The following is a 17,583-nucleotide window of genomic DNA, read 5'->3' as shown; positions in this document are numbered from 1 at the left end:
TGGTAAGACAAAACATATCCGCCCTCAGCCGCTTTGCAGCGCGCTGTAGCAATACATGTAATATGTCCGATGGATAGCTGAATTACACGTGTCAATATGAAGCCGGGATTGGCTGCTGACGTGTGCATTTGCCGTTAGTACAGGTCTGGGTCACTGATTCGTTGTATGATCATTTTTCAACGGTTCATTGATTTCGACAACACAAATGTCTGATTTAATAATGCCATGAATTGGATGGAAATGCCTCAATGTTCGTCGAAATGGCTGATGTGGACAGTTTCGCTGATGTAGGGGTGGCTTTTAGTTGAACTTTTTACGGTATTCAATAGGAGACATACCGGTATTGGTGCGGAAGAACTTTCCGAAGACAGACTGCTCTGAGAAGTTCAGCATATTGCTGACCTGTGCAACAGTAAGGGTTTTATTCTGGAGTAATACTTTTGCTTCAAGAGCGATGGCGTCATCAATCCATTTTCCGGCGGATTGCCCGGATTGCTTTTTGATAGCTGCTGAAAGTGACTTGGGCGTCAAATGAAGCTCGCGGGCATAAAAGTCAAGTTTGTGCTCCTGAATATAATGACGCCTGAGCAACTGCTTGAACTTTGTGAACAGTGGATCTGGTTCCTGCGAAGCTGGTACATTCGAAGTATACAACCGGCGATAAGCATCAATTTCAAATATAAGGGCAAAGATGTAACTGCGGATGATCAGACGCTGGGCATAACTGTTGGCGTCCTGCGCCATCTCCAGCAGCTCATAGATCTTACTGAACTTGGCGACATACGGTTCTTTCAGCGGCAGTACGTGCAGATCATTGTTATCGAAAAATTCATACCTGGATAGAAAAAAGACGTCGGCATGATTCTCCAGTTGAAAAGTATCTTTAAAGAAGATAACGTCCATATTCAACTGGTCGCTGCTTTTCGTGAAGAAACGGACGACCGAAGGCCCAAGCGTAATAATGGATGGTGCCTGCACATCCCACGACACAAGTCCTGTATTGAGTTTTACACCGCCTTCCTTTATAAATACGATCGCATAACTTTCTGCCCGGTAAGGTTCTTCGTGGTATGGATGCTGACCTGATCTGACAAACAGATATTCTCTGCTCGTGTCAGGAACAGAGAATAATCGGCTATGTCTGGAAAGTGAAAAGGTTTTTATATCATCCATCATTATGAATTTACGACATTTGGCGGGGAAAAATCCCTGCTTTCGGCTGCTGCAGCTGAATGCTTAAGGTGTTTCGCATTCACCCTTTCTGAAATAATAACTACGGATAATGCGCCGGTTCCCCATAGTAACATCTGCCAGGTGGACAGACTCCATCCGCCGGTCTTCCATGAAAGCAGCCCAAAATAAGTGCCTATGGCAGCACCGATGAAATAGGTGGTCATGTAAATGGTGTTTAAGCGGCTGTGTGCATGTTCATGCAGACTATAGATCCGGGCGAAATTGGTGATCTGTGTGGCCTGTACGCCAATGTCCAGGAAAAAGATACAGACGATCAGTGCCACGAAAGAATAGGGGAAGATCTTGATCAGTATAACACTGCCAATAACAAGTCCGACTGTGATCAGCAAAGATTTGTATATATTTCCCTTGTCAGCCAGTTTGCCAAAATACGGTGCAACGAGCGCTCCGCCTATGGCGATGAGACCAAAACTGCCAATAGTTCCCGGTGAATAATGCAATGGTGCAGATACAAGGTGGAATGTGAGCGTAGTCCAGAAAGAACAAAAGACGCCAAATGTAAGGGAGCCCAGTAGGGCAGCCTGTCTTAAAAGCCTGTACTCTCTGATAAGCGATAAGGTGGATTGTAGTAGTTTAAAGTAGTTGCCTTTAAACTTAGGTGCTACATCCGGCAGAAAAAGCTTTAATAAAATAGCGACAATGCTTACCATCATTGCGGAAATGCCATAAACATACCGCCACCCCAGCCACTCGGATATTAACCCGCTCAATACCCTGGCGCCCAGAATGCCTACCAGGATACCACTAAAGACCCTGCCTACCGTTTTTCCGCGGTTGGTGCTGTCTAAGGTAGCTGCCATGGGTAAGATGATCTGCGCAGGCGTGGAAAACAGACCAATGAAAAAGCTGAGGACATACACCTGGGCAGGAGTACTGGCAAATGTAAATCCTGTCAGGGTCAGCGCAAGGCATGCAGCAAGAAAGATAATAAGGTTCTTGCGCTTTAGCTTGTCACCCAGCGGAAGCAGGAAAAACATGCCGAGACCAAATCCCAGCTGTGAAAGCATTGCGATTTTGCCTATAGCAGCCTCGCTGGTGTTAACAGAAACACCGATCTCTTTAAGAATTGGCTGGTTATAATAGATGTTTGCTATCATAACACCTCCGGAAATAGCCATCAAAGGAATGATACCGGAATGTAATCTCGTTTTCTCCTGATTCATCTAAACGTAGTTTACTGATACAACTGGTTCTTTGCGTTTCCCTTTGATGGCGCGAAAGTAAATAAATATTGAGAGTAATAGGTAGACCTGTCTATCTATAATATCTATCAGCTGGGAGAGGTATGATAAGGTTTTTAAATAAGGGGAATATTGGTATCATCGTTAGTGTATGTTTATATGGCGGGGGATGTGCAAAACTGCACATACGTAGTGAGATACTCCGTATATAAAGCATGGATAAAGCATGTGTACTTCGTGTATGAAGTATGTTTCGGGTTTCTCCTGTATGGCAGATCTTATCTGTCTGTTTGCGGTATGTGCCTGATATAGGTTTACACCTTTATAAAAGGATCACCCGTCCGCTGCCGGAACAGGGGACGGGTAATAGGGCACTGCATCTGGCAATGTGAATAAAAAAGCGGGAGCCAGATACAGAGTAAAGAACGCGTTGGTTTTTAACTGGCCGGCTGGATATTCTTATACTTGTCTATATGATCAAAAGCTCCTTTTAGGGTTTCCATATAAACTTTCACGATCATCTGTTCCTCCGCTTTGCTGTATGCTTTTTCTCCTTTTACACCCGCCCTGCATTTGCGATAATAGGTGGGAATGCTCCAGTTGCATTCTTCACAGATCCTGTCGCGGAGTACGATGGGGAGATGTGTCATTATTGCATGAAGATCATTGAGTACATTAAGCGATGATTGGTTGGTTTTGGACTTTGCCTGATTGTTTTGCATATCATTGGGTCTTTAATTTTTGTCTAGTCTTTTTAATGCCTTTTGGGGCGATTTTCATCGCTGATCTCCGATTTTCTTGTATATACCGGCAATAAAGGAATGATTCATATTTCCTGGCTTAAAATGCAGGAAACGCGTATATCCTCTGAGCTATCGCCCAAAGTGCATGATGGATGGCAAAGATAAGTATAAACATTCTAAATAGTCTATTATAATAGACATATTTATTTATACCTTAATAAATAGGGTTATTTAAAATATGGATATTATATTAATTGCAGAATGGCTAAAAATAAACGCAGAGAGGAACGAAAGAAGGCTACGTTAGGGCATTTTGATCATGACGATTTCATAGAGAAATTAAGCAAAAGAATTAAAGCTTTGCGTAAACAGCAGGGATTTAGCTCTTATGAGTTATTCGCTTATGATATTGAAATTTCCCGCGCTGGTATGTCAAAGTACGAGTCAGGGGCATTTGATGATATCAGAATGAGAACACTGCTGAAAATTATCGATGGATTAGGAATTAGTCCGAAAGAGTTCTTTTCAGAGGGATTCGAGTAAAATGTACTATGGTTATGTACTATAGCAAGATAAGCAATTGTAAAGCGATCCCATTGCAGAAGGAGAAATGGTGCAACATTTCTCCGTGTATGATCAACTTAAGCTTTATTCACGTCCACATGTTCATGTAACAGCTTCCTGCGAAAAGCTGCAAGGCCCTCAGGACCACTTGCCCGCAAGTCCAGTGCTGTCTTATACCGTTCCCTGTCTACCGGCTCATATTTAGCGCTCCAGGCGATAATTTCCATTATTATAGGCAACAGATCGATGCTCTTTTCTGTAAGGCTATAAGTTACCTTTTGCTTATGCGTTTCTTCGGGTGCTTTTGCTTTGGTGACCATCCCTTCTTTCTCCAGCATGGCCAGCCTGTCCCTTAAAATGTTTGAGGCAATTTTCTCTTCTGACAAACGGAGTAATTCATTAAAGTGACGTCTATTGTAAAATATCATGTCTCTTAGGACTAATAAGCTCCACTTATCGCCTACAACCTCCACCATGAGGTTTACCGGACAAAATGATCTATGCGGTTCCATTTTTGCTATTCTTATTTTTCTTGGCTTATAAAGCCAAACCTCTTGATAATGTAGTTGCAATTTACAAGCAGTTGCAAATATACAAACATCTCCCGTTTCGCAATTTCTGCATCTTAACAACTATAGCTGTTCATTTTCAATGGCGTAAGATTTTTTTTGTTATTTGAAAGACTGATGTATATTTGCAAGCAGTTGCAATTTGCAATCGCTTTAAGGAAGTCTAACTTTTAAGAGAAACAAAAACAATTGATCACTACATAAGTAGGTGTCCGGCCCATGCTATGGGTTAATTTTTTGACTTAAAATATACCGATTGGTATAATGACAGGTCGTGTCGTATACTGACTTATTAAACAACATTCTTAATACATAAAAACAAAAACAATGAACACTACAGGTAAAACACTGCTGGTTACCGGCGGAGCATCAGGTATCGGATTTCAGATCGCAAAATTATTCAGCGAAAATGGTAACAAAGTGATCATCACAGGCAGGAATGAAGCGAAACTGAAAGAAGCTGCTGCCAGTTTGAAAAATACAGACTATTTCGCGGCAGATGTCGCTAATGAACAGGATCTGGACCGTCTGGTAACTTATATCAAATCAACTCACCCTGGTTTAGATATACTTGTAAACAACGCAGCCACTACCAATGTTTATCAGATGGGTGTGAACGCAGGTGCATATGAGAAAGCGAAAGACGAAGTAGCGACTAACTATCTGGCAGTTGTTCATCTTACAGAAAAGCTGCTGCCAGTGCTTGAAAAACAACAGGATGCTGCTATCGTTAATGTGAATGCCATCATCGGCTTAACCCCAAGCATTCATATGCCTACGCATTCGGCTAGTAAAGCAGCATTGCGTGCATATACACAGGCATTACGTTTCACATTTGAAACAAAAGGAACCGGCATTAAAGTGTTTGACCTGGTACCGCCATTAGTGAATACCGAGTTCTCAAGAGCGATTGGCAGCGCTACCAATGGTATCCCTGCAGAAGAAGTGGCAGAGGCATTATTACAAGGTCTTAAAAACGATACTTTCGAAATCCGCATAGGTAAAGCCGACCAGTTCTACCAGGCATTCTTTGCTGGTTCTGAAAATGCTGTATCCGCATTGAATCAACCCCAGGGGAAAGCATAACCTCCCTGTCTCCACACTTCCCGGGAGACTTTCCCGGGAGGTTTTATATCATTAAAAACCGAAGATATGAGTAAGCCAATTTCCTTTAACGGAAGTATTCCCAGGCACTATCAGGATATACTCACCCCACTGTTGTTTGATCACTTTTCAGTAGACCTGGCCCAGCGGATCAACTATAACAATGTGCAAAAGATATTAGAACTTGCCAGTGGCACGGGTAGCATGACACAACAAATTGTGCAGCACATGCCAACAGGGACGCAACTGACTGGTACGGATCTGCAGGAAGACATGTTAGCTATTGCAAAGGAAAGGGTCAACAGCACTGATGTTTCATGGGAAGAAGTTGATATGACAGCCATTCCTTATGCAGAAAATAGCTATGATCTGATCGTCTGTCAGTTCGGACTCATGCTGGTACCTGATAAACAAAAGGCATTAAGCGAGATCCATCGCGTGCTTAAAAAGGGTGGTCGTTTCGTGTTTACTGTATGGGCTGATATCAAAGATAATCCGGCGTGGGATATATGTGGTAGGATCATCGCTCATCACACTGGTCAGAATCCAATGCTCAGAGATCCCGGTCCATTCGCGTTGTCAGCAGAACATACAACCACAGCTTTGTTAAAACAGACAGGATTTTCAGTCGTTACAGCTACGCTGGTACAACAAACAGGAGTGCTGGAAAATGCAGCACTGGCTGCTAAAGGATTTATACAGGGACTTCCGGCACTATCCGCGATGAGTCAGACAGATCCTGCGCTGATAAGCCAGATAGAAGATGATGTTGCTGCTGAGTTTTCATGGACACTGGGAGACGCTCCGTTTAAAACAACCTCGCAGGCCTGGGTATTTGAAGTAGTAAAATAAAGATTGTATCCTGATATAATCGAAACGTCCTGATTATTGATCGATCTATCCTGAAAATATCTTTCCTCAATCGTCAACTTCGTCCTGTTAAAACAATATCAGGATGAACATCGTATCGATACTCACAACGGCTATCGGGCCAGTCAGCATTGCATTGCTCTGCATCAGCATTATGTCGCTGGTGAAAGAGCCCAACAGACAAATTATAAATGCGTTGGCTATTGCCGGCGCAGGCGCTGTATACTGGAGTGGGGGATTAGGATTTTATGAATTCCCGTTGGGGATTATCATGGGCTATCTCGCTTTTAAAGGACTCAAAAACTATAAGTTCCTGGCTGCCGGTTGGATAGTGCATACCATATATGACATTCTCCATCACCTGTATGGACAGCCGATTATTCCTATGGCGCCGACTTCTTCACTGGGTTGCGCTATCTGTGACCCTGTATTGGCTATCTGGTTGTATTTCGGAGCGCCGTCAATCTTCGAAGTACTAAAACGAAGGAGAGCCGTGTAGCTCTCCTTTTGTCATTATTTTCTTATCTGAAACGTCTTTCACAAATAGCCCGGATAATACCTCTTTCGTAGTCTGAATGCAACATTCACAAGTGCGATCAATGCGGGTACCTCTACCAGCGGACCGATTACACCGGCAAACGCCTGTCCTGAATGGATACCAAATACACCAATAGCAACCGCTATCGCTAACTCAAAGTTATTCCCTGTTGCTGTGAATGAGATGGCCGCATTTTCTGAATAATCAGCCCCCATGAATTTTCCGGCAAAAAAGCTGACCAGGAACATGATAGCAAAATAGATGGTCAGTGGGATTGCAATACGTACTACATCGCCAGGTATCTGTACAATCAGTGCGCCTTTAAGACTGAACATCACGATGATGGTAAAAAGTAAGGCAATCAGGGTAATGGGGGAGATCGCCGGTATAAATTGGTCTTGATACCACGCTTCTCCTTTTAACTGTAAAAGCAGGTATCTGCTGATAATACCAGCTGCAAAGGGAATACCCAGATAAATAGCTACACTCTCCGCTATCTGTCCGATAGTGATGTGGACCGCCAACCCCTGATATCCGAATAGGGGCGGTAATATAGTCAGAAATAAATAGGCATATACACTGTATAGTAATATTTGGAAAATACTGTTCAGGGCAACAAGCCCCGCGGCATATTCCCGGCTTCCATCCGCAAGCTCATTCCATACAATGACCATGGCAATACAACGCGCCAGCCCAATCAGGATGAGCCCCGTCATATACTCCGGATAATTATGCAGGAATAAGAGCGCCAGTGTAAACATTAATATCGGGCCTACCACCCAGTTGAGTAACAGCGAAACGCCCAGTATCCTGATATTCCCAAACACTTTTCCTATCTGCTCATATTTTACTTTGGCAAGCGGTGGATACATCATCAGGATAAGTCCTGCCGCCAAAGGAATATTGGTGGTCCCTGAAGAGAAAGAATGTATAAATGTGTCTGTTCCGGGAATAAAATAGCCTATACCTACACCTATGCCCATGGCCAGGAAGATCCATAAAGTAAGAAAGCGGTCCGTGAAACCAAGCCGCTTTCTCTCATACACAGGATAACAATTATTTGCAGACATGATCAGGAAATATGTTGCTGAATGAAATCACTGCAATATTGCTTTATTTGTTCGCGTACCTGTCTGAATTGCTCCATAATGGCTTCTTCGCTACCGGTAGCTTTTGCCGGGTCCGGGAAGTTATGATGAAGCCTGAGCGCTTTAGCCGGGAAATAAGGACACCGTTCCTTTGCATTATCACAGACGGTTATCACATAGTCAAAATCAATGTCCCTGTATTCGTCCATGTTATTCGAAGTATGCCCCGAAATATCTATCCCGTCTTCCTGCATCGTAGCGATAGCACGGGGATTGACGCCATGTGTTTCCACACCGGCACTATAGATTGCTGCTTTGTTTTTTGCAAAATGTCTCAGATAGCCTTCCGCTAACTGACTACGGCAGCTGTTGCCGGTACAGAGCACCAGAATTTTCTTCATATATGTTTAATTGCAGGTAAAATGATTAATCGCAACAACCAGGTGCGCAACAGGCTGCTGCTGGTTTCTCTGCGTATACTGTGATGCTGTAGATGCCTGTGTTACTTTTCCTGAACTGGTCTATTTCGCCGGAAGAGAGATAAGCAGATAGTATATCATCCGGTATGAAGATGGCCTTTTCTTTTTGTATCGTTATATTGGTGAACTGATTACTACTGATCAGTTGCAGATACGTTTCTTTTTGTATAGCGCCTGATACGCAGCCTGCATACATTTCGGCCGCTTGCTGAATACCGGTAGGCAAGGCGCCTTCCAGCACAATGTCAGAGATGCTGAAATGTCCTCCTGGTTTTAATACACGGAAGATCTCTTTGAATACATTCTCTTTATTGGGCACCAGGTTAAGTACACAATTGCTCACCACTACATCCGCGACATCTGCCGTTACCGGCATCTTTTCAATATCACCCTGTCTGAATTCAACGTTGTTGTAACCTGTTTTCTCTGCATTGATTCTGGCCAGCTCAATCATGGCAGGGGTGAAGTCAATACCGATCACCTTCCCGCTTTCTCCTGTTTCATGGCGTGCAATAAAACAGTCATTCCCGGCGCCACTCCCCAGATCAATGACCGTATCCCCGGTTTTTATCTGCGCGAACTGTGTAGGCAGGCCACAACCCAGGCCAAGGTCCGCATGGGCATTATAGCCCTCAAGAGCAGTGTAGTCATCGCTCATGATGTTGTAGACCTCAGTTGAACAAGCGCCGGCACCACAACAGGATGCCTGGTTGTCTGCTTTATCCTGTAAGGCAATCTCGCTATACTTCTGCCTTACCAGGTCCTTCTTTTCCTGTTCAGTAGACATAATAATTAAATGATTGTATTATTGCAATATTGCGATGAATTAAGGCAAAAAAAATCAACAGCATTTCCCGCCATCCAGTGTAACATCACCGAAGAAGCTATTAAACAGTGCTTTATACTCCTTCCATACCATCGGATTGATACAATAACAAACACTGGCACCCTCTATATTCCCCTGTATAATCCCTGCCAGCTTCAGTTCCTTTAAATGCTGGGAAGTCGTAGCCTGGGCTAATCCCAATTCCTCCACCAGATCTCCACAAACACAGGAGTTCTTCTTCACAAGATACTGTAATATGGCTATGCGGGCCGGATGTGCCAGCGCCTTTGCCATATTGGCGATTTCATTCTGCTCCTTCGTGAATAAAGTTGTCTTTGTTGCTCCCATATCGTTATCGCAATATTACGATGATTAATTAAAATGCCAAACCTTTCCTGAAAATATTTTTAAAATTTCAGACTCTCTGGACCATATACAAATCTCCAACCTGGATCAGCCGGCATTTTTCAACTCATCCTACTTTTGATCTTTGATTTAAAAGCAAGCCATGAAAGAAATCATCATTCATAACCTTCATACTGTTCACAAACGCATTGCATTGGCTTGTGAACAATCCGGGAGGAATTCCGCCGATATCCGACTCTTACTGGCTACTAAAACAGTCCCTGCTGCATATATCCGCATGGCGATCGAAGCAGGAGAAAACCTCATAGGAGAGAATAAAGTACAGGAGTTCCGGGATAAACACGACGCCCTTGCTGATCTTTCTGTTGAAAGACACTTTATCGGTCACCTGCAGCATAACAAGGTAAAAGATGTACTGAAATACGTTTCCTGTGTGCAATCCCTCGACAGACTTTCTATCGCCGGGGAACTGGATAGACGCTTGCAACAGGAGGGAAGGAGCCTTGATGTTTTTATCCAGGTAAACACCTCCTATGAGGATAGCAAATTCGGGCTTCAGCCTGCTGAAGTAGCCGGTTTTATCCGGCAACTCAAATCACTGGATACATTACAGATAAAAGGTCTGATGACCATAGGTCTCCTCGATGTTGATAAAGAAAAAATGCGCCCATCGCTGACACTCCTCCGTCAGACCAGAGAACAGCTTATCGCAACTGGTATTGAAAATAGTGATCAGTTCAAATTATCAATGGGTATGTCCCAGGACCTCGAAATGGCGATAGCGGAGGGCGCGGATATCATTCGCGTAGGTACGGCTGTCTTTGGGAATCGTGTGGTTGGAAAAGAGATCTGGAATGAAAGCGAAGCAGAAAAATAAACAGCCGGAACAAAGCCGGCTGTCGTGAGAAGAACTATTGTCGATTTCTATATACACTTGTTAAGACATCCAGGAAAGTGAATAGTTGTTTATTCATTGCTGTGAAATCGTAGGCCCGCAGCGTATCAGCATCCTGTACAAAAAGATGCCGTCCTTTATTCAATAACTCCTCTCCGGAATGTCTGATCAGTAATTCTACCAGCGCGGTATTAAATTCCATATGACATTGTAAGCCATATACAAGCTCCATATATTCTACTATCTGTCGCGGACAACCATCGCTATAGGCCAGTACTTTGCTGTCAGTCGTCAGTCCCGGCATATCATTGTGCCAGTGCCCGACTTCACAACCTGCTGGTATATGTGCAAACTTACTATTGTGTTTGCCAGCTGCTGTTAACTGAATAGGAAATACACCGATCTCTTTCTGCGGACTCTGCTCAACGCCCGCGCCCAATGCCTGTCCAATCAGCTGCGCACCCAGACAAACACCTACCACAGCTTTCCCGGCATGGATACAATCCCTGATCAATGTCATCTCTGCTTCCGCATCAAAATAAGGACATTCCAATGTTGTCGTATTAGGACGCTGTGGTCCGCCCATCACCACCAACAGATCGATCCTGTCTATATTATCAGGGAGGGCTTCTCCGGCATAAACACTGGAATAGCCGATCGAATGTCCCCTGTTCTTTGCCCAGTCGATAAAAGCCCCCGGCCCTTCAAATACTTCATGGATCACAAAGTGTATGTGCATGTTGTTGATATTTCAGATAAGTGATCCGTAAAACTAACACCCGGTTAATTGTCCACGCTGGTACAGATCGCATAAAAAGAACTGGTCCAGTGGGTTTATCCACACTTTGTTATCTCCCTAAAACTACCGAGATTGCCAGCACAATAGCACAGCATGAGCCGTCAAGTCAATACAGATATCGCCAGTTACCAGTTCAAGGAAGGATTGCCGGTGGAGTTTGAACTGATCTCCCTCGGAGATCTTTACCAGCAAAATAAAATAGTCCTGACTACACCACATCGTGCTTCCTTCTATCACATTCTCTGGTATAAGAAAGGCGGTTTCGATCATATGGTTGACTTTGAACCGGTACCTATAGAAGATAACATGCTGCTCTTCCTCAATAAAGACATTGTCCACTTCTACGATAATGCCGCCGATGTAAAAGGAAAAGGTATCCTCTTTACCGATGCATTCTTTGGTTCTACGGAAGGGGATGTTCGCCTCCTGAAAGAATCTATCCTTTTCAATGACCTCTTTGGTGTATCTGCCATCAGATTACCTGCCAGGGTTTCCGTTTTCAGTGCCATGTTTGAGCTGATGGAAACAGAGGTAAAGAAAGCAGCTGATCCCTACCAGGGAAAGATCCTCAAAAACCTCTTACATAACTTCCTTTTGCACGCAGAAAGGGAAAGGCGTACGCAGGACTTCAAAGAGATCAAAAAAGGACCTGATCTGGATTATATACTGCTATTCCGCGATCTGCTGGAAACACACTTCCGTGTACACAAACAGGTCAGTTTTTATGCCGGAGAACTAAGCGTGACCGAGAAACGCCTGAATCAGGCCACTTACCGGATATTGGGAAAAACATCCAAACAGATGATAGATGACCGCATCCTGCTGGAAGCAAAAAGACTGCTTGTACACTCTACTGATACGATCAAAGAGATCGCTTATCAGCTGGGCTTCCTGGAACCGACAAACTTCATCAAGTATTTCCGCAAACACAGTCAGCATACCCCTGTTGAGTTCAGAGAGAAACTGACGACAGTATAGGTAACCTGTCTCTGCTGTGCATGCCCCGTCGGAAAAGTATCATCGAAAGGCTTAAATTTACCTTTCCCCAATGCTGGAGTATCAGGATCTTTGTATCACAAAAACCTTAGAAATGGCAAATATCATATTAATCGGAGCCAGTGGATTTGTAGGCTCAGCTATATTGAACGAGGCCCTCTCAAGAGGCCATCAGGTGAAAGCAATTGTACGTCACCCTGAAAAAGTAACCGTGAAGAATGATCAACTGGAAGTCGTTGCCGCTGATGTACAGAACTCCGCCGCACTGACCGATATTATCAAAGGTGCAGATGCAGTGATCAGTTCCTATAACCCGGGATGGGCAAATCCTGATATTTACAACGACACTTTAAATGGCTACAAATCTATCATCGCAGCCGTAAAGAATGCCGGTGTACCGCGTTTGCTGGTAGTAGGTGGTGCTGGCTCACTTTTCGTGAAACCAGGTGTAACCGTTATTGATACAGGCGTATTGCCTGAAGCAATCATGCCAGGTGTAAAAGGCCTCGCTGAGGTATATCACAACCAGTTAAAAGCTGAAGCATCCCTGGACTGGGCATTCTTCTCTCCGGCCGGTAACATCGCTCCTGGTCAGCGTACGGCTAATTACAGATTAGGAAAAGATGATCTGATCGTAGATGCTAAAGGAGAAAGTAATATTTCTGTGGAGGATTATGCAGTGGCGATGATCAACGAACTGGAAACGCCTGCACATCACAGGACCCGTTTCACCATAGGATACTAGGCAATTCAATTAGGAATTAACAATTAAGAATTATATGAAAGAGCGTTTCAATAATGAAATGCTCTTTTTTTATTTAGATGAAAATAATTACTCCTAATTCCTAATTCTTTTTCCGTTTCATTCTCTATTTTTTCCACTTCATTCACTTCTCCTCTTACGGCTCCCCCCATCCCCCGACCTTCGCTCCGGCAACCTGAAAAAACCTGCCTTAATCAAGAACATGAGTAACAATAGAATGCCGGCACTACTGGCCTCTTTCATGACATGGATCGTCCTGAATGCCTGTCAGTCCGGTAAAGCAAATGAAGGCGCAGCTCAATCAATGCCCGTTCCCGAATTGCCGGTATTGACACTCGATACCACCACGGCGCTCACCTCCCGCGAATATGCCGCTAACCTGGAAGGAAGGGAAAACGTCGACGTACGCACACAGGTAGAGGGATATCTGGAAAAAGTATTCGTAGAAGAAGGCAGTTTCGTGACGGCAGGTCAGCCACTGTTTAAGATCAATGACAGGTCCTATCAGGCACAGCTGGAAAAAGATCAGGCTTCCCTGCGTGCGATGCAGTCCGCAGAAGCCAATGCGGCACTCGAGGTAGATAAAATGAAGCCACTGGCAGACAATAAAGTGGTGTCTGATATACAGCTGAAGACCGCTCAGACCAACCTGCAGACGGCCAGCGCCAATGTGGCACAAGCCAAAGCTGCCGTAGCTGCTGCACAGGTCAATATGGGTTTTACTCTCATTAAAGCGCCTGTAAGTGGTTATATAGGCAGAATCCCCAAAAGGGTAGGGAACCTGGTGAATAGCTCAGATGCGGCTCCACTGACCACCCTTTCTGATATCAGTAAGATCTATGCTTATTTCTCTATGAGTGAGAATGATTTCATCCGCTTTAGTAAAGGTGCTGCCGGTTCTACTTTGCAGCAACAGCTGCTGCGTATGCGTCCGGTGACGCTGGTATTGTCTAATGGGGATGATTTCTCAGAGAATGGCCGGATTGAAATGGTAGACGGACAGTTTAACAGAACGACCGCCGCTATCAGTCTCCGTGCCACTTTCCCTAATCCTGCCAGTGTACTGAGATCGGGTAATACCGGCAAGGTGCGCATCGAGCAACTCAATGCCGGTGTTGTACTGATACCACAATCCGCCACGATGGAGATGCAGGATAAACTGTTCGTATACCAGCTTACCGACAGCAATACGGTGAAAAGACAACCTATTGTTACCGCGGGTACCAGCAAGGACCAGTTCATCGTGGTAGACGGTGTGAAAACAGGAGACAGGATCGTAACTGCAGGCATGGAAACCATCACCGAAGGTGCTGTGATCAAACCTGCCGCAAAGAAATAACAAGTCATAAGCCTCATCATATATGCTTAATAAAATCATTCAGCGACCCGTACTGGCTACAGTATTGTCGGTCATCCTCGTAATATTAGGACTCGTGGGACTGAGCCGCCTGCCGGTAACACAGTTCCCCGATATCGCTCCACCCAGCGTAGTGGTCACTGCTACGTTCCCTGGCGGTAATGCCGCCACTGTATTACGTTCTGTGGTAACGCCCATCGAAGAAGCGGTGAATGGTGTGGAAAATATGACGTATATACAGTCCACCGCCAGTAATGACGGTACTGCTACGATCTCCGTATTCTTTAAACTGGGTACCGATCCGGATCAGGCGGCGGTAAACGTACAGAACCGTGTAGCGCAGGTTACCAGTCAGCTGCCGGCAGAAGTCGTACAGGCAGGTGTTGCTACGACGAAGCAACAGAACGGTATGATCATGGTACTCGATCTGTTTAGTGAAAACAAGGCGACTTATAACGAAACCTTCCTGCAGAACTATACAAAGATCAACGTAGTCCCGGAACTGAAACGTATTCCCGGTGTAGGGCAGGTGCAGATCTTCGGCGCCAAAGACTACTCCATGCGTATCTGGCTGGACCCTGCTCAGTTGTCCGCACATAACGTTACTTCCACCGAAGTGCTCAACGCTATACAGGATCAGAGTCTGGAAGCCGCGCCGGGTAAGTTCGGTGAAGGCAGTCATGAGCCTTTATCCTATGTGATCAACTATACGGGTAAGTTCAATAAACAGGAACAGTTTGAAAATATCGTGGTGCGTGCTGGAACAGACGGTTCAGTGCTTTATCTGAAAGACCTGGCACGTATCGAATTAGGTGCAGCTAACTATACAACCGATAATAAACTGAATGGAAAGGATGCTGTCACCATGGCGGTATTCCAGACTAACGGCTCCAACGCCAATGCGATCCAGCTGGCCGTGGAAGAGGTGATGAAAAAAGCTTCTGCCAGCTTCCCTAAAGGGATTAAGTACCATGTCACCATGAGTACCAAAGAACAGCTGGACGTCTCTATCGAACAGGTTAAACATACCCTCATAGAAGCGTTTATCCTGGTATTCGTGATTGTGTTCATATTCCTGCAGGACTTCCGCTCCACACTGATACCTGCCATCGCTGTACCGGTGTCGCTGGTGGGTACCTTTTTCTTTTTGCAGATGCTGGGTTTCTCCATCAATATGCTGACCCTCTTCGCACTCGTACTGGCCATCGGTATCGTGGTGGATGATGCGATCGTCGTCGTGGAAGCGGTGCATGGTAAAATGGAACGCTCACACCTGAGTGCCCGTGCGGCTACCGTTTCTGCCCTGAGTGAGATCTCTGGTGCGATCGTGTCTATTACGCTCGTGATGACAGCGGTATTCCTGCCCGTAGGTTTCATGGAAGGACCTACAGGAGTATTCTACCGGCAGTTTGCCTTTACACTGGCTATCGCCATCCTGATCTCTGCATTTAACGCATTGACCTTAAGTCCTGCACTGTGTGCATTGATCCTGAAGAATAACCATGCGAATGGCCACAATGAAAAGAAAGGTTTTGGTAAACGCTTCTTTGCAGCCTTCAATACCGGCTTTAATGCGGTAACCAATAAATATACCCGTGGCGTAAAATCACTGGTCCGCTTTAAATGGATCGGACTGACCGCGCTTGCTGTCATCACCGGTGTATCCGTATGGCTGATGAACACGACACCGAAAGGCTTTATTCCAAATGAGGATGCCAGCTTCGTGGCGTTGTCTCTTTCTTTACCGGCAGGTGCTGGTCTGGACCGTACGACCGATGTGCTCAAACGTGCAGATAGTCTTCTGCGTACGATTCCGGCGGTAGAATCGGCAACGACCATCTCGGGTTTTAACCTGTTGAGCAACAGTTCCAGCCCTGCTTATGCACTGGGCTTTATGAAACTGAAACCAATCCAGGAACGCGGAGAGATCCAGGATATCAATATGCTGGTAGGTGTCATTAATGAAAAACTGGCGAGTATCAAGGAAGGTACATTCAACATCTTCACTTTCCCGACCGTACCGGGCTTCGGTACCTTCAATGGTCTGGAATTGATGTTACAGGACCGTACCGGTGGATCGATCGATAAATTCAGTGAAACCGCCAATAAGTTCATCGGAGAGATGATGCAGCAACCGGAAATAGCGGTTGCATTTACCATGTTCCGCGCCGATTTCCCGCAATACCAGCTGGAAGTGGATGCCGTAAAGGCAAAACAGCTGGGTGTAAGTATCAGTGATCTGATGAGTAACCTGCAGACCAACTACGGTAGCCGTCAGGCGTCTGATTTCAATCTCTTCGGAAAATATTACCGTGTGATGGTACAGGCTAGTCCGGAAACCCGTGGCGCGCCTGAAAGCCTGGAAGGCATGTACGTAAAGAACGATCAGGGAGCAATGGTGCCGGTGAACAGTATCATCAAACTGAAAAGAGTATATGGTCCGGAAACCATGAACCGTTACAACCTGTATAATTCTATTGCTGTGAATGCGATCCCTAAACCGGGTTACAGTACCGGTGATGCGATCAATGCGGTAGAGAAACTGGCAGCAGGTAAACTGCCTGCCGGTTATAGCTTCGAATGGACAGGTCTGAGCCGGGAAGAGAAACAATCAGGCAACCAGATGGTGATCATCTTCGCACTGGCCCTCGTCTTCGTATACTTCCTGCTGGCAGCGCAGTATGAAAGTTATATCCTTCCGCTGGCGGTACTGTTGTCTATTCCGACAGGTATCCTTGGGGTATTCCTCGCAATCCGTGCAGTGGGTATTGACAACAATATCTACGTACAGGTGGGATTGGTCATGCTCATTGGTCTCCTGGCCAAGAATGCGATCCTGATCGTTGAATTTGCCGTACAACGCAGAAAGGCAGGTAAGACCCTGGTAGCTGCTGCTATAGAAGCCGCAAAACTGCGCTTAAGACCCATCATCATGACTTCCCTGGCATTCGTGGCAGGTCTGCTGCCGCTGATGACCGTAAAGGGACCTTCCGCAGAAGGTAACCACTCCATCAGTATCAGTACTGCAGGTGGTATGCTGACAGGTGTTATACTGGGTGTATTCATCATTCCGGTACTCTTCGTGGTATTCCAGTATTTACAGGAAAAGGTATCCCGTAAACCACCTGCAGATCAGTCAGCAGATCAGGTGAAGTTATTGCACCATACTCAAATGCAACACTAATCGTCAA

18 protein-coding genes are annotated in these 17,583 nt (G+C 45.2%); 9 read left to right on the top strand and 9 right to left on the bottom strand.

Annotation, left to right across the window (positions count from 1 at the left end; translation table 11 throughout):
* Positions 1-300: 300 nt before the first annotated feature.
* From BMZ72_RS27695 to BMZ72_RS27685, 3 genes are all read right to left on the bottom strand, one after another.
* Positions 301-1,173 carry an AraC family transcriptional regulator gene (locus BMZ72_RS27695; RefSeq protein WP_255373306.1) on the bottom strand — a complete coding sequence of 291 codons (873 nt, stop codon included), beginning with the start codon at positions 1,171-1,173 and terminating at the stop codon, positions 301-303.
* Between the two features lie 2 nt (positions 1,174-1,175).
* On the bottom strand, positions 1,176-2,417 hold the full coding sequence (locus tag BMZ72_RS27690; RefSeq protein WP_089813193.1) for an MFS transporter: 1,242 nt from the start codon (positions 2,415-2,417) through the stop codon (positions 1,176-1,178).
* A 455-nt stretch (positions 2,418-2,872) separates the two neighbouring features.
* Complete coding sequence (locus tag BMZ72_RS27685) at positions 2,873-3,157, bottom strand: hypothetical protein (RefSeq protein ID WP_089813191.1); 285 nt, start codon at positions 3,155-3,157, stop codon at positions 2,873-2,875.
* Positions 3,158-3,439: 282 nt separating this feature from the next.
* Between BMZ72_RS27685 and BMZ72_RS27680 the strand changes: the two genes are divergently transcribed.
* On the top strand, positions 3,440-3,721 hold the full coding sequence (locus BMZ72_RS27680; protein WP_089813188.1) for a helix-turn-helix domain-containing protein: 282 nt from the start codon (positions 3,440-3,442) through the stop codon (positions 3,719-3,721).
* Positions 3,722-3,819: 98 nt separating this feature from the next.
* Here the strand turns inward: BMZ72_RS27680 and BMZ72_RS27675 are convergent, their stop codons facing one another.
* Positions 3,820-4,254: a winged helix-turn-helix transcriptional regulator gene (locus BMZ72_RS27675; RefSeq protein WP_089813186.1), complete on the bottom strand. Its 435-nt coding sequence runs from the start codon at positions 4,252-4,254 to the stop codon at positions 3,820-3,822.
* A 384-nt stretch (positions 4,255-4,638) separates the two neighbouring features.
* Here BMZ72_RS27675 and BMZ72_RS27670 point away from each other — a divergent pair, with 384 nt between their 5' ends.
* The 3 genes from BMZ72_RS27670 (at position 4,639) to BMZ72_RS27660 (ending at position 6,784) form a co-directional block, all read left to right on the top strand.
* A complete protein-coding gene (locus tag BMZ72_RS27670; RefSeq protein WP_089813184.1) occupies positions 4,639-5,397 on the top strand; it encodes an SDR family oxidoreductase in 759 nt (252 codons plus the stop codon).
* A gap of 66 nt (positions 5,398-5,463) precedes the next feature.
* Positions 5,464-6,267: a class I SAM-dependent methyltransferase gene (locus tag BMZ72_RS27665; protein ID WP_089813182.1), complete on the top strand. Its 804-nt coding sequence runs from the start codon at positions 5,464-5,466 to the stop codon at positions 6,265-6,267.
* Between the two features lie 103 nt (positions 6,268-6,370).
* Positions 6,371-6,784, top strand: coding sequence for a DUF6010 family protein (locus BMZ72_RS27660; protein ID WP_089813180.1), 414 nt, complete (start codon positions 6,371-6,373; stop codon positions 6,782-6,784).
* Between the two features lie 38 nt (positions 6,785-6,822).
* Here BMZ72_RS27660 and arsB read toward each other — a convergent pair whose 3' ends face one another.
* The 4 genes from arsB to BMZ72_RS27640 are packed head-to-tail and all read right to left on the bottom strand — an operon-like array spanning position 6,823 to position 9,564.
* Positions 6,823-7,893 carry an ACR3 family arsenite efflux transporter gene (arsB, locus tag BMZ72_RS27655; protein ID WP_089813178.1) on the bottom strand — a complete coding sequence of 357 codons (1,071 nt, stop codon included), beginning with the start codon at positions 7,891-7,893 and terminating at the stop codon, positions 6,823-6,825.
* Between the two features lie 2 nt (positions 7,894-7,895).
* Positions 7,896-8,312 carry an arsenate reductase ArsC gene (locus tag BMZ72_RS27650; RefSeq protein ID WP_089813176.1) on the bottom strand — a complete coding sequence of 139 codons (417 nt, stop codon included), beginning with the start codon at positions 8,310-8,312 and terminating at the stop codon, positions 7,896-7,898.
* 25 nt (positions 8,313-8,337) lie between these two features.
* A complete protein-coding gene (locus BMZ72_RS27645; protein WP_089813175.1) occupies positions 8,338-9,177 on the bottom strand; it encodes an arsenite methyltransferase in 840 nt (279 codons plus the stop codon).
* Positions 9,178-9,231: 54 nt separating this feature from the next.
* Positions 9,232-9,564, bottom strand: coding sequence for an ArsR/SmtB family transcription factor (locus BMZ72_RS27640; protein ID WP_089813173.1), 333 nt, complete (start codon positions 9,562-9,564; stop codon positions 9,232-9,234).
* 160 nt (positions 9,565-9,724) lie between these two features.
* Here BMZ72_RS27640 and BMZ72_RS27635 point away from each other — a divergent pair, with 160 nt between their 5' ends.
* Positions 9,725-10,459 (top strand): YggS family pyridoxal phosphate-dependent enzyme, encoded by a 735-nt coding sequence (locus tag BMZ72_RS27635; protein WP_089813171.1) that lies wholly within the window; start codon positions 9,725-9,727, stop codon positions 10,457-10,459.
* 34 nt (positions 10,460-10,493) lie between these two features.
* On the opposite strand, the gene BMZ72_RS27630 is transcribed toward BMZ72_RS27635, so the two are convergent.
* The gene (locus BMZ72_RS27630; protein ID WP_089813169.1) at positions 10,494-11,216 is read right to left on the bottom strand and encodes a type 1 glutamine amidotransferase; all 723 of its coding nucleotides are present in this window, start codon (positions 11,214-11,216) and stop codon (positions 10,494-10,496) included.
* Between the two features lie 153 nt (positions 11,217-11,369).
* On the opposite strand from BMZ72_RS27630, the gene BMZ72_RS27625 reads away from it, so the two are divergent.
* From BMZ72_RS27625 to BMZ72_RS27610, 4 genes are all read left to right on the top strand, one after another.
* Complete coding sequence (locus BMZ72_RS27625; RefSeq protein ID WP_089813167.1) at positions 11,370-12,254, top strand: AraC family transcriptional regulator; 885 nt, start codon at positions 11,370-11,372, stop codon at positions 12,252-12,254.
* Between the two features lie 112 nt (positions 12,255-12,366).
* A complete protein-coding gene (locus tag BMZ72_RS27620) occupies positions 12,367-13,017 on the top strand; it encodes an NAD(P)-dependent oxidoreductase (protein WP_089813826.1) in 651 nt (216 codons plus the stop codon).
* Between the two features lie 220 nt (positions 13,018-13,237).
* Complete coding sequence (locus tag BMZ72_RS27615) at positions 13,238-14,374, top strand: efflux RND transporter periplasmic adaptor subunit (protein WP_089813165.1); 1,137 nt, start codon at positions 13,238-13,240, stop codon at positions 14,372-14,374.
* 22 nt (positions 14,375-14,396) lie between these two features.
* A complete protein-coding gene (locus tag BMZ72_RS27610; protein ID WP_089813163.1) occupies positions 14,397-17,576 on the top strand; it encodes an efflux RND transporter permease subunit in 3,180 nt (1,059 codons plus the stop codon).
* Positions 17,577-17,583 lie beyond the last annotated feature (7 nt).

Source organism: Chitinophaga sp. YR627, assembly GCF_900114995.1.
Taxonomy (GTDB): Bacteria; Bacteroidota; Bacteroidia; order Chitinophagales; family Chitinophagaceae; genus Chitinophaga.
Note: the sequence above shows the minus strand (reverse complement) of the source record. Positions and strands in the feature narration are given on the sequence as shown.

Bases quoted from the DNA above. Each gene is read 5' to 3' on its own strand.
- BMZ72_RS27665 (WP_089813182.1), top strand. From the start codon at position 5,464: ATGAGTAAGCCAATTTCCTTTAACGGAAGTATTCCCAGGCACTATCAG.
- BMZ72_RS27635 (WP_089813171.1), top strand. From the start codon at position 9,725: ATGAAAGAAATCATCATTCATAACCTTCATACTGTTCACAAACGCATT.
- BMZ72_RS27690 (WP_089813193.1), bottom strand. From the start codon at position 2,417: ATGAATCAGGAGAAAACGAGATTACATTCCGGTATCATTCCTTTGATG.
- BMZ72_RS27640 (WP_089813173.1), bottom strand. From the start codon at position 9,564: ATGGGAGCAACAAAGACAACTTTATTCACGAAGGAGCAGAATGAAATC.
- BMZ72_RS27625 (WP_089813167.1), top strand. From the start codon at position 11,370: ATGAGCCGTCAAGTCAATACAGATATCGCCAGTTACCAGTTCAAGGAA.
- BMZ72_RS27650 (WP_089813176.1), bottom strand. From the start codon at position 8,312: ATGAAGAAAATTCTGGTGCTCTGTACCGGCAACAGCTGCCGTAGTCAG.
- BMZ72_RS27630 (WP_089813169.1), bottom strand. From the start codon at position 11,216: ATGCACATACACTTTGTGATCCATGAAGTATTTGAAGGGCCGGGGGCT.
- BMZ72_RS27645 (WP_089813175.1), bottom strand. From the start codon at position 9,177: ATGTCTACTGAACAGGAAAAGAAGGACCTGGTAAGGCAGAAGTATAGC.
- BMZ72_RS27620 (WP_089813826.1), top strand. From the start codon at position 12,367: ATGGCAAATATCATATTAATCGGAGCCAGTGGATTTGTAGGCTCAGCT.
- BMZ72_RS27660 (WP_089813180.1), top strand. From the start codon at position 6,371: ATGAACATCGTATCGATACTCACAACGGCTATCGGGCCAGTCAGCATT.
- BMZ72_RS27680 (WP_089813188.1), top strand. From the start codon at position 3,440: ATGGCTAAAAATAAACGCAGAGAGGAACGAAAGAAGGCTACGTTAGGG.
- BMZ72_RS27610 (WP_089813163.1), top strand. From the start codon at position 14,397: ATGCTTAATAAAATCATTCAGCGACCCGTACTGGCTACAGTATTGTCG.
- arsB (WP_089813178.1), bottom strand. From the start codon at position 7,893: ATGTCTGCAAATAATTGTTATCCTGTGTATGAGAGAAAGCGGCTTGGT.
- BMZ72_RS27615 (WP_089813165.1), top strand. From the start codon at position 13,238: ATGAGTAACAATAGAATGCCGGCACTACTGGCCTCTTTCATGACATGG.
- BMZ72_RS27670 (WP_089813184.1), top strand. From the start codon at position 4,639: ATGAACACTACAGGTAAAACACTGCTGGTTACCGGCGGAGCATCAGGT.
- BMZ72_RS27695 (WP_255373306.1), bottom strand. From the start codon at position 1,173: ATGGATGATATAAAAACCTTTTCACTTTCCAGACATAGCCGATTATTC.
- BMZ72_RS27685 (WP_089813191.1), bottom strand. From the start codon at position 3,157: ATGCAAAACAATCAGGCAAAGTCCAAAACCAACCAATCATCGCTTAAT.
- BMZ72_RS27675 (WP_089813186.1), bottom strand. From the start codon at position 4,254: ATGGAACCGCATAGATCATTTTGTCCGGTAAACCTCATGGTGGAGGTT.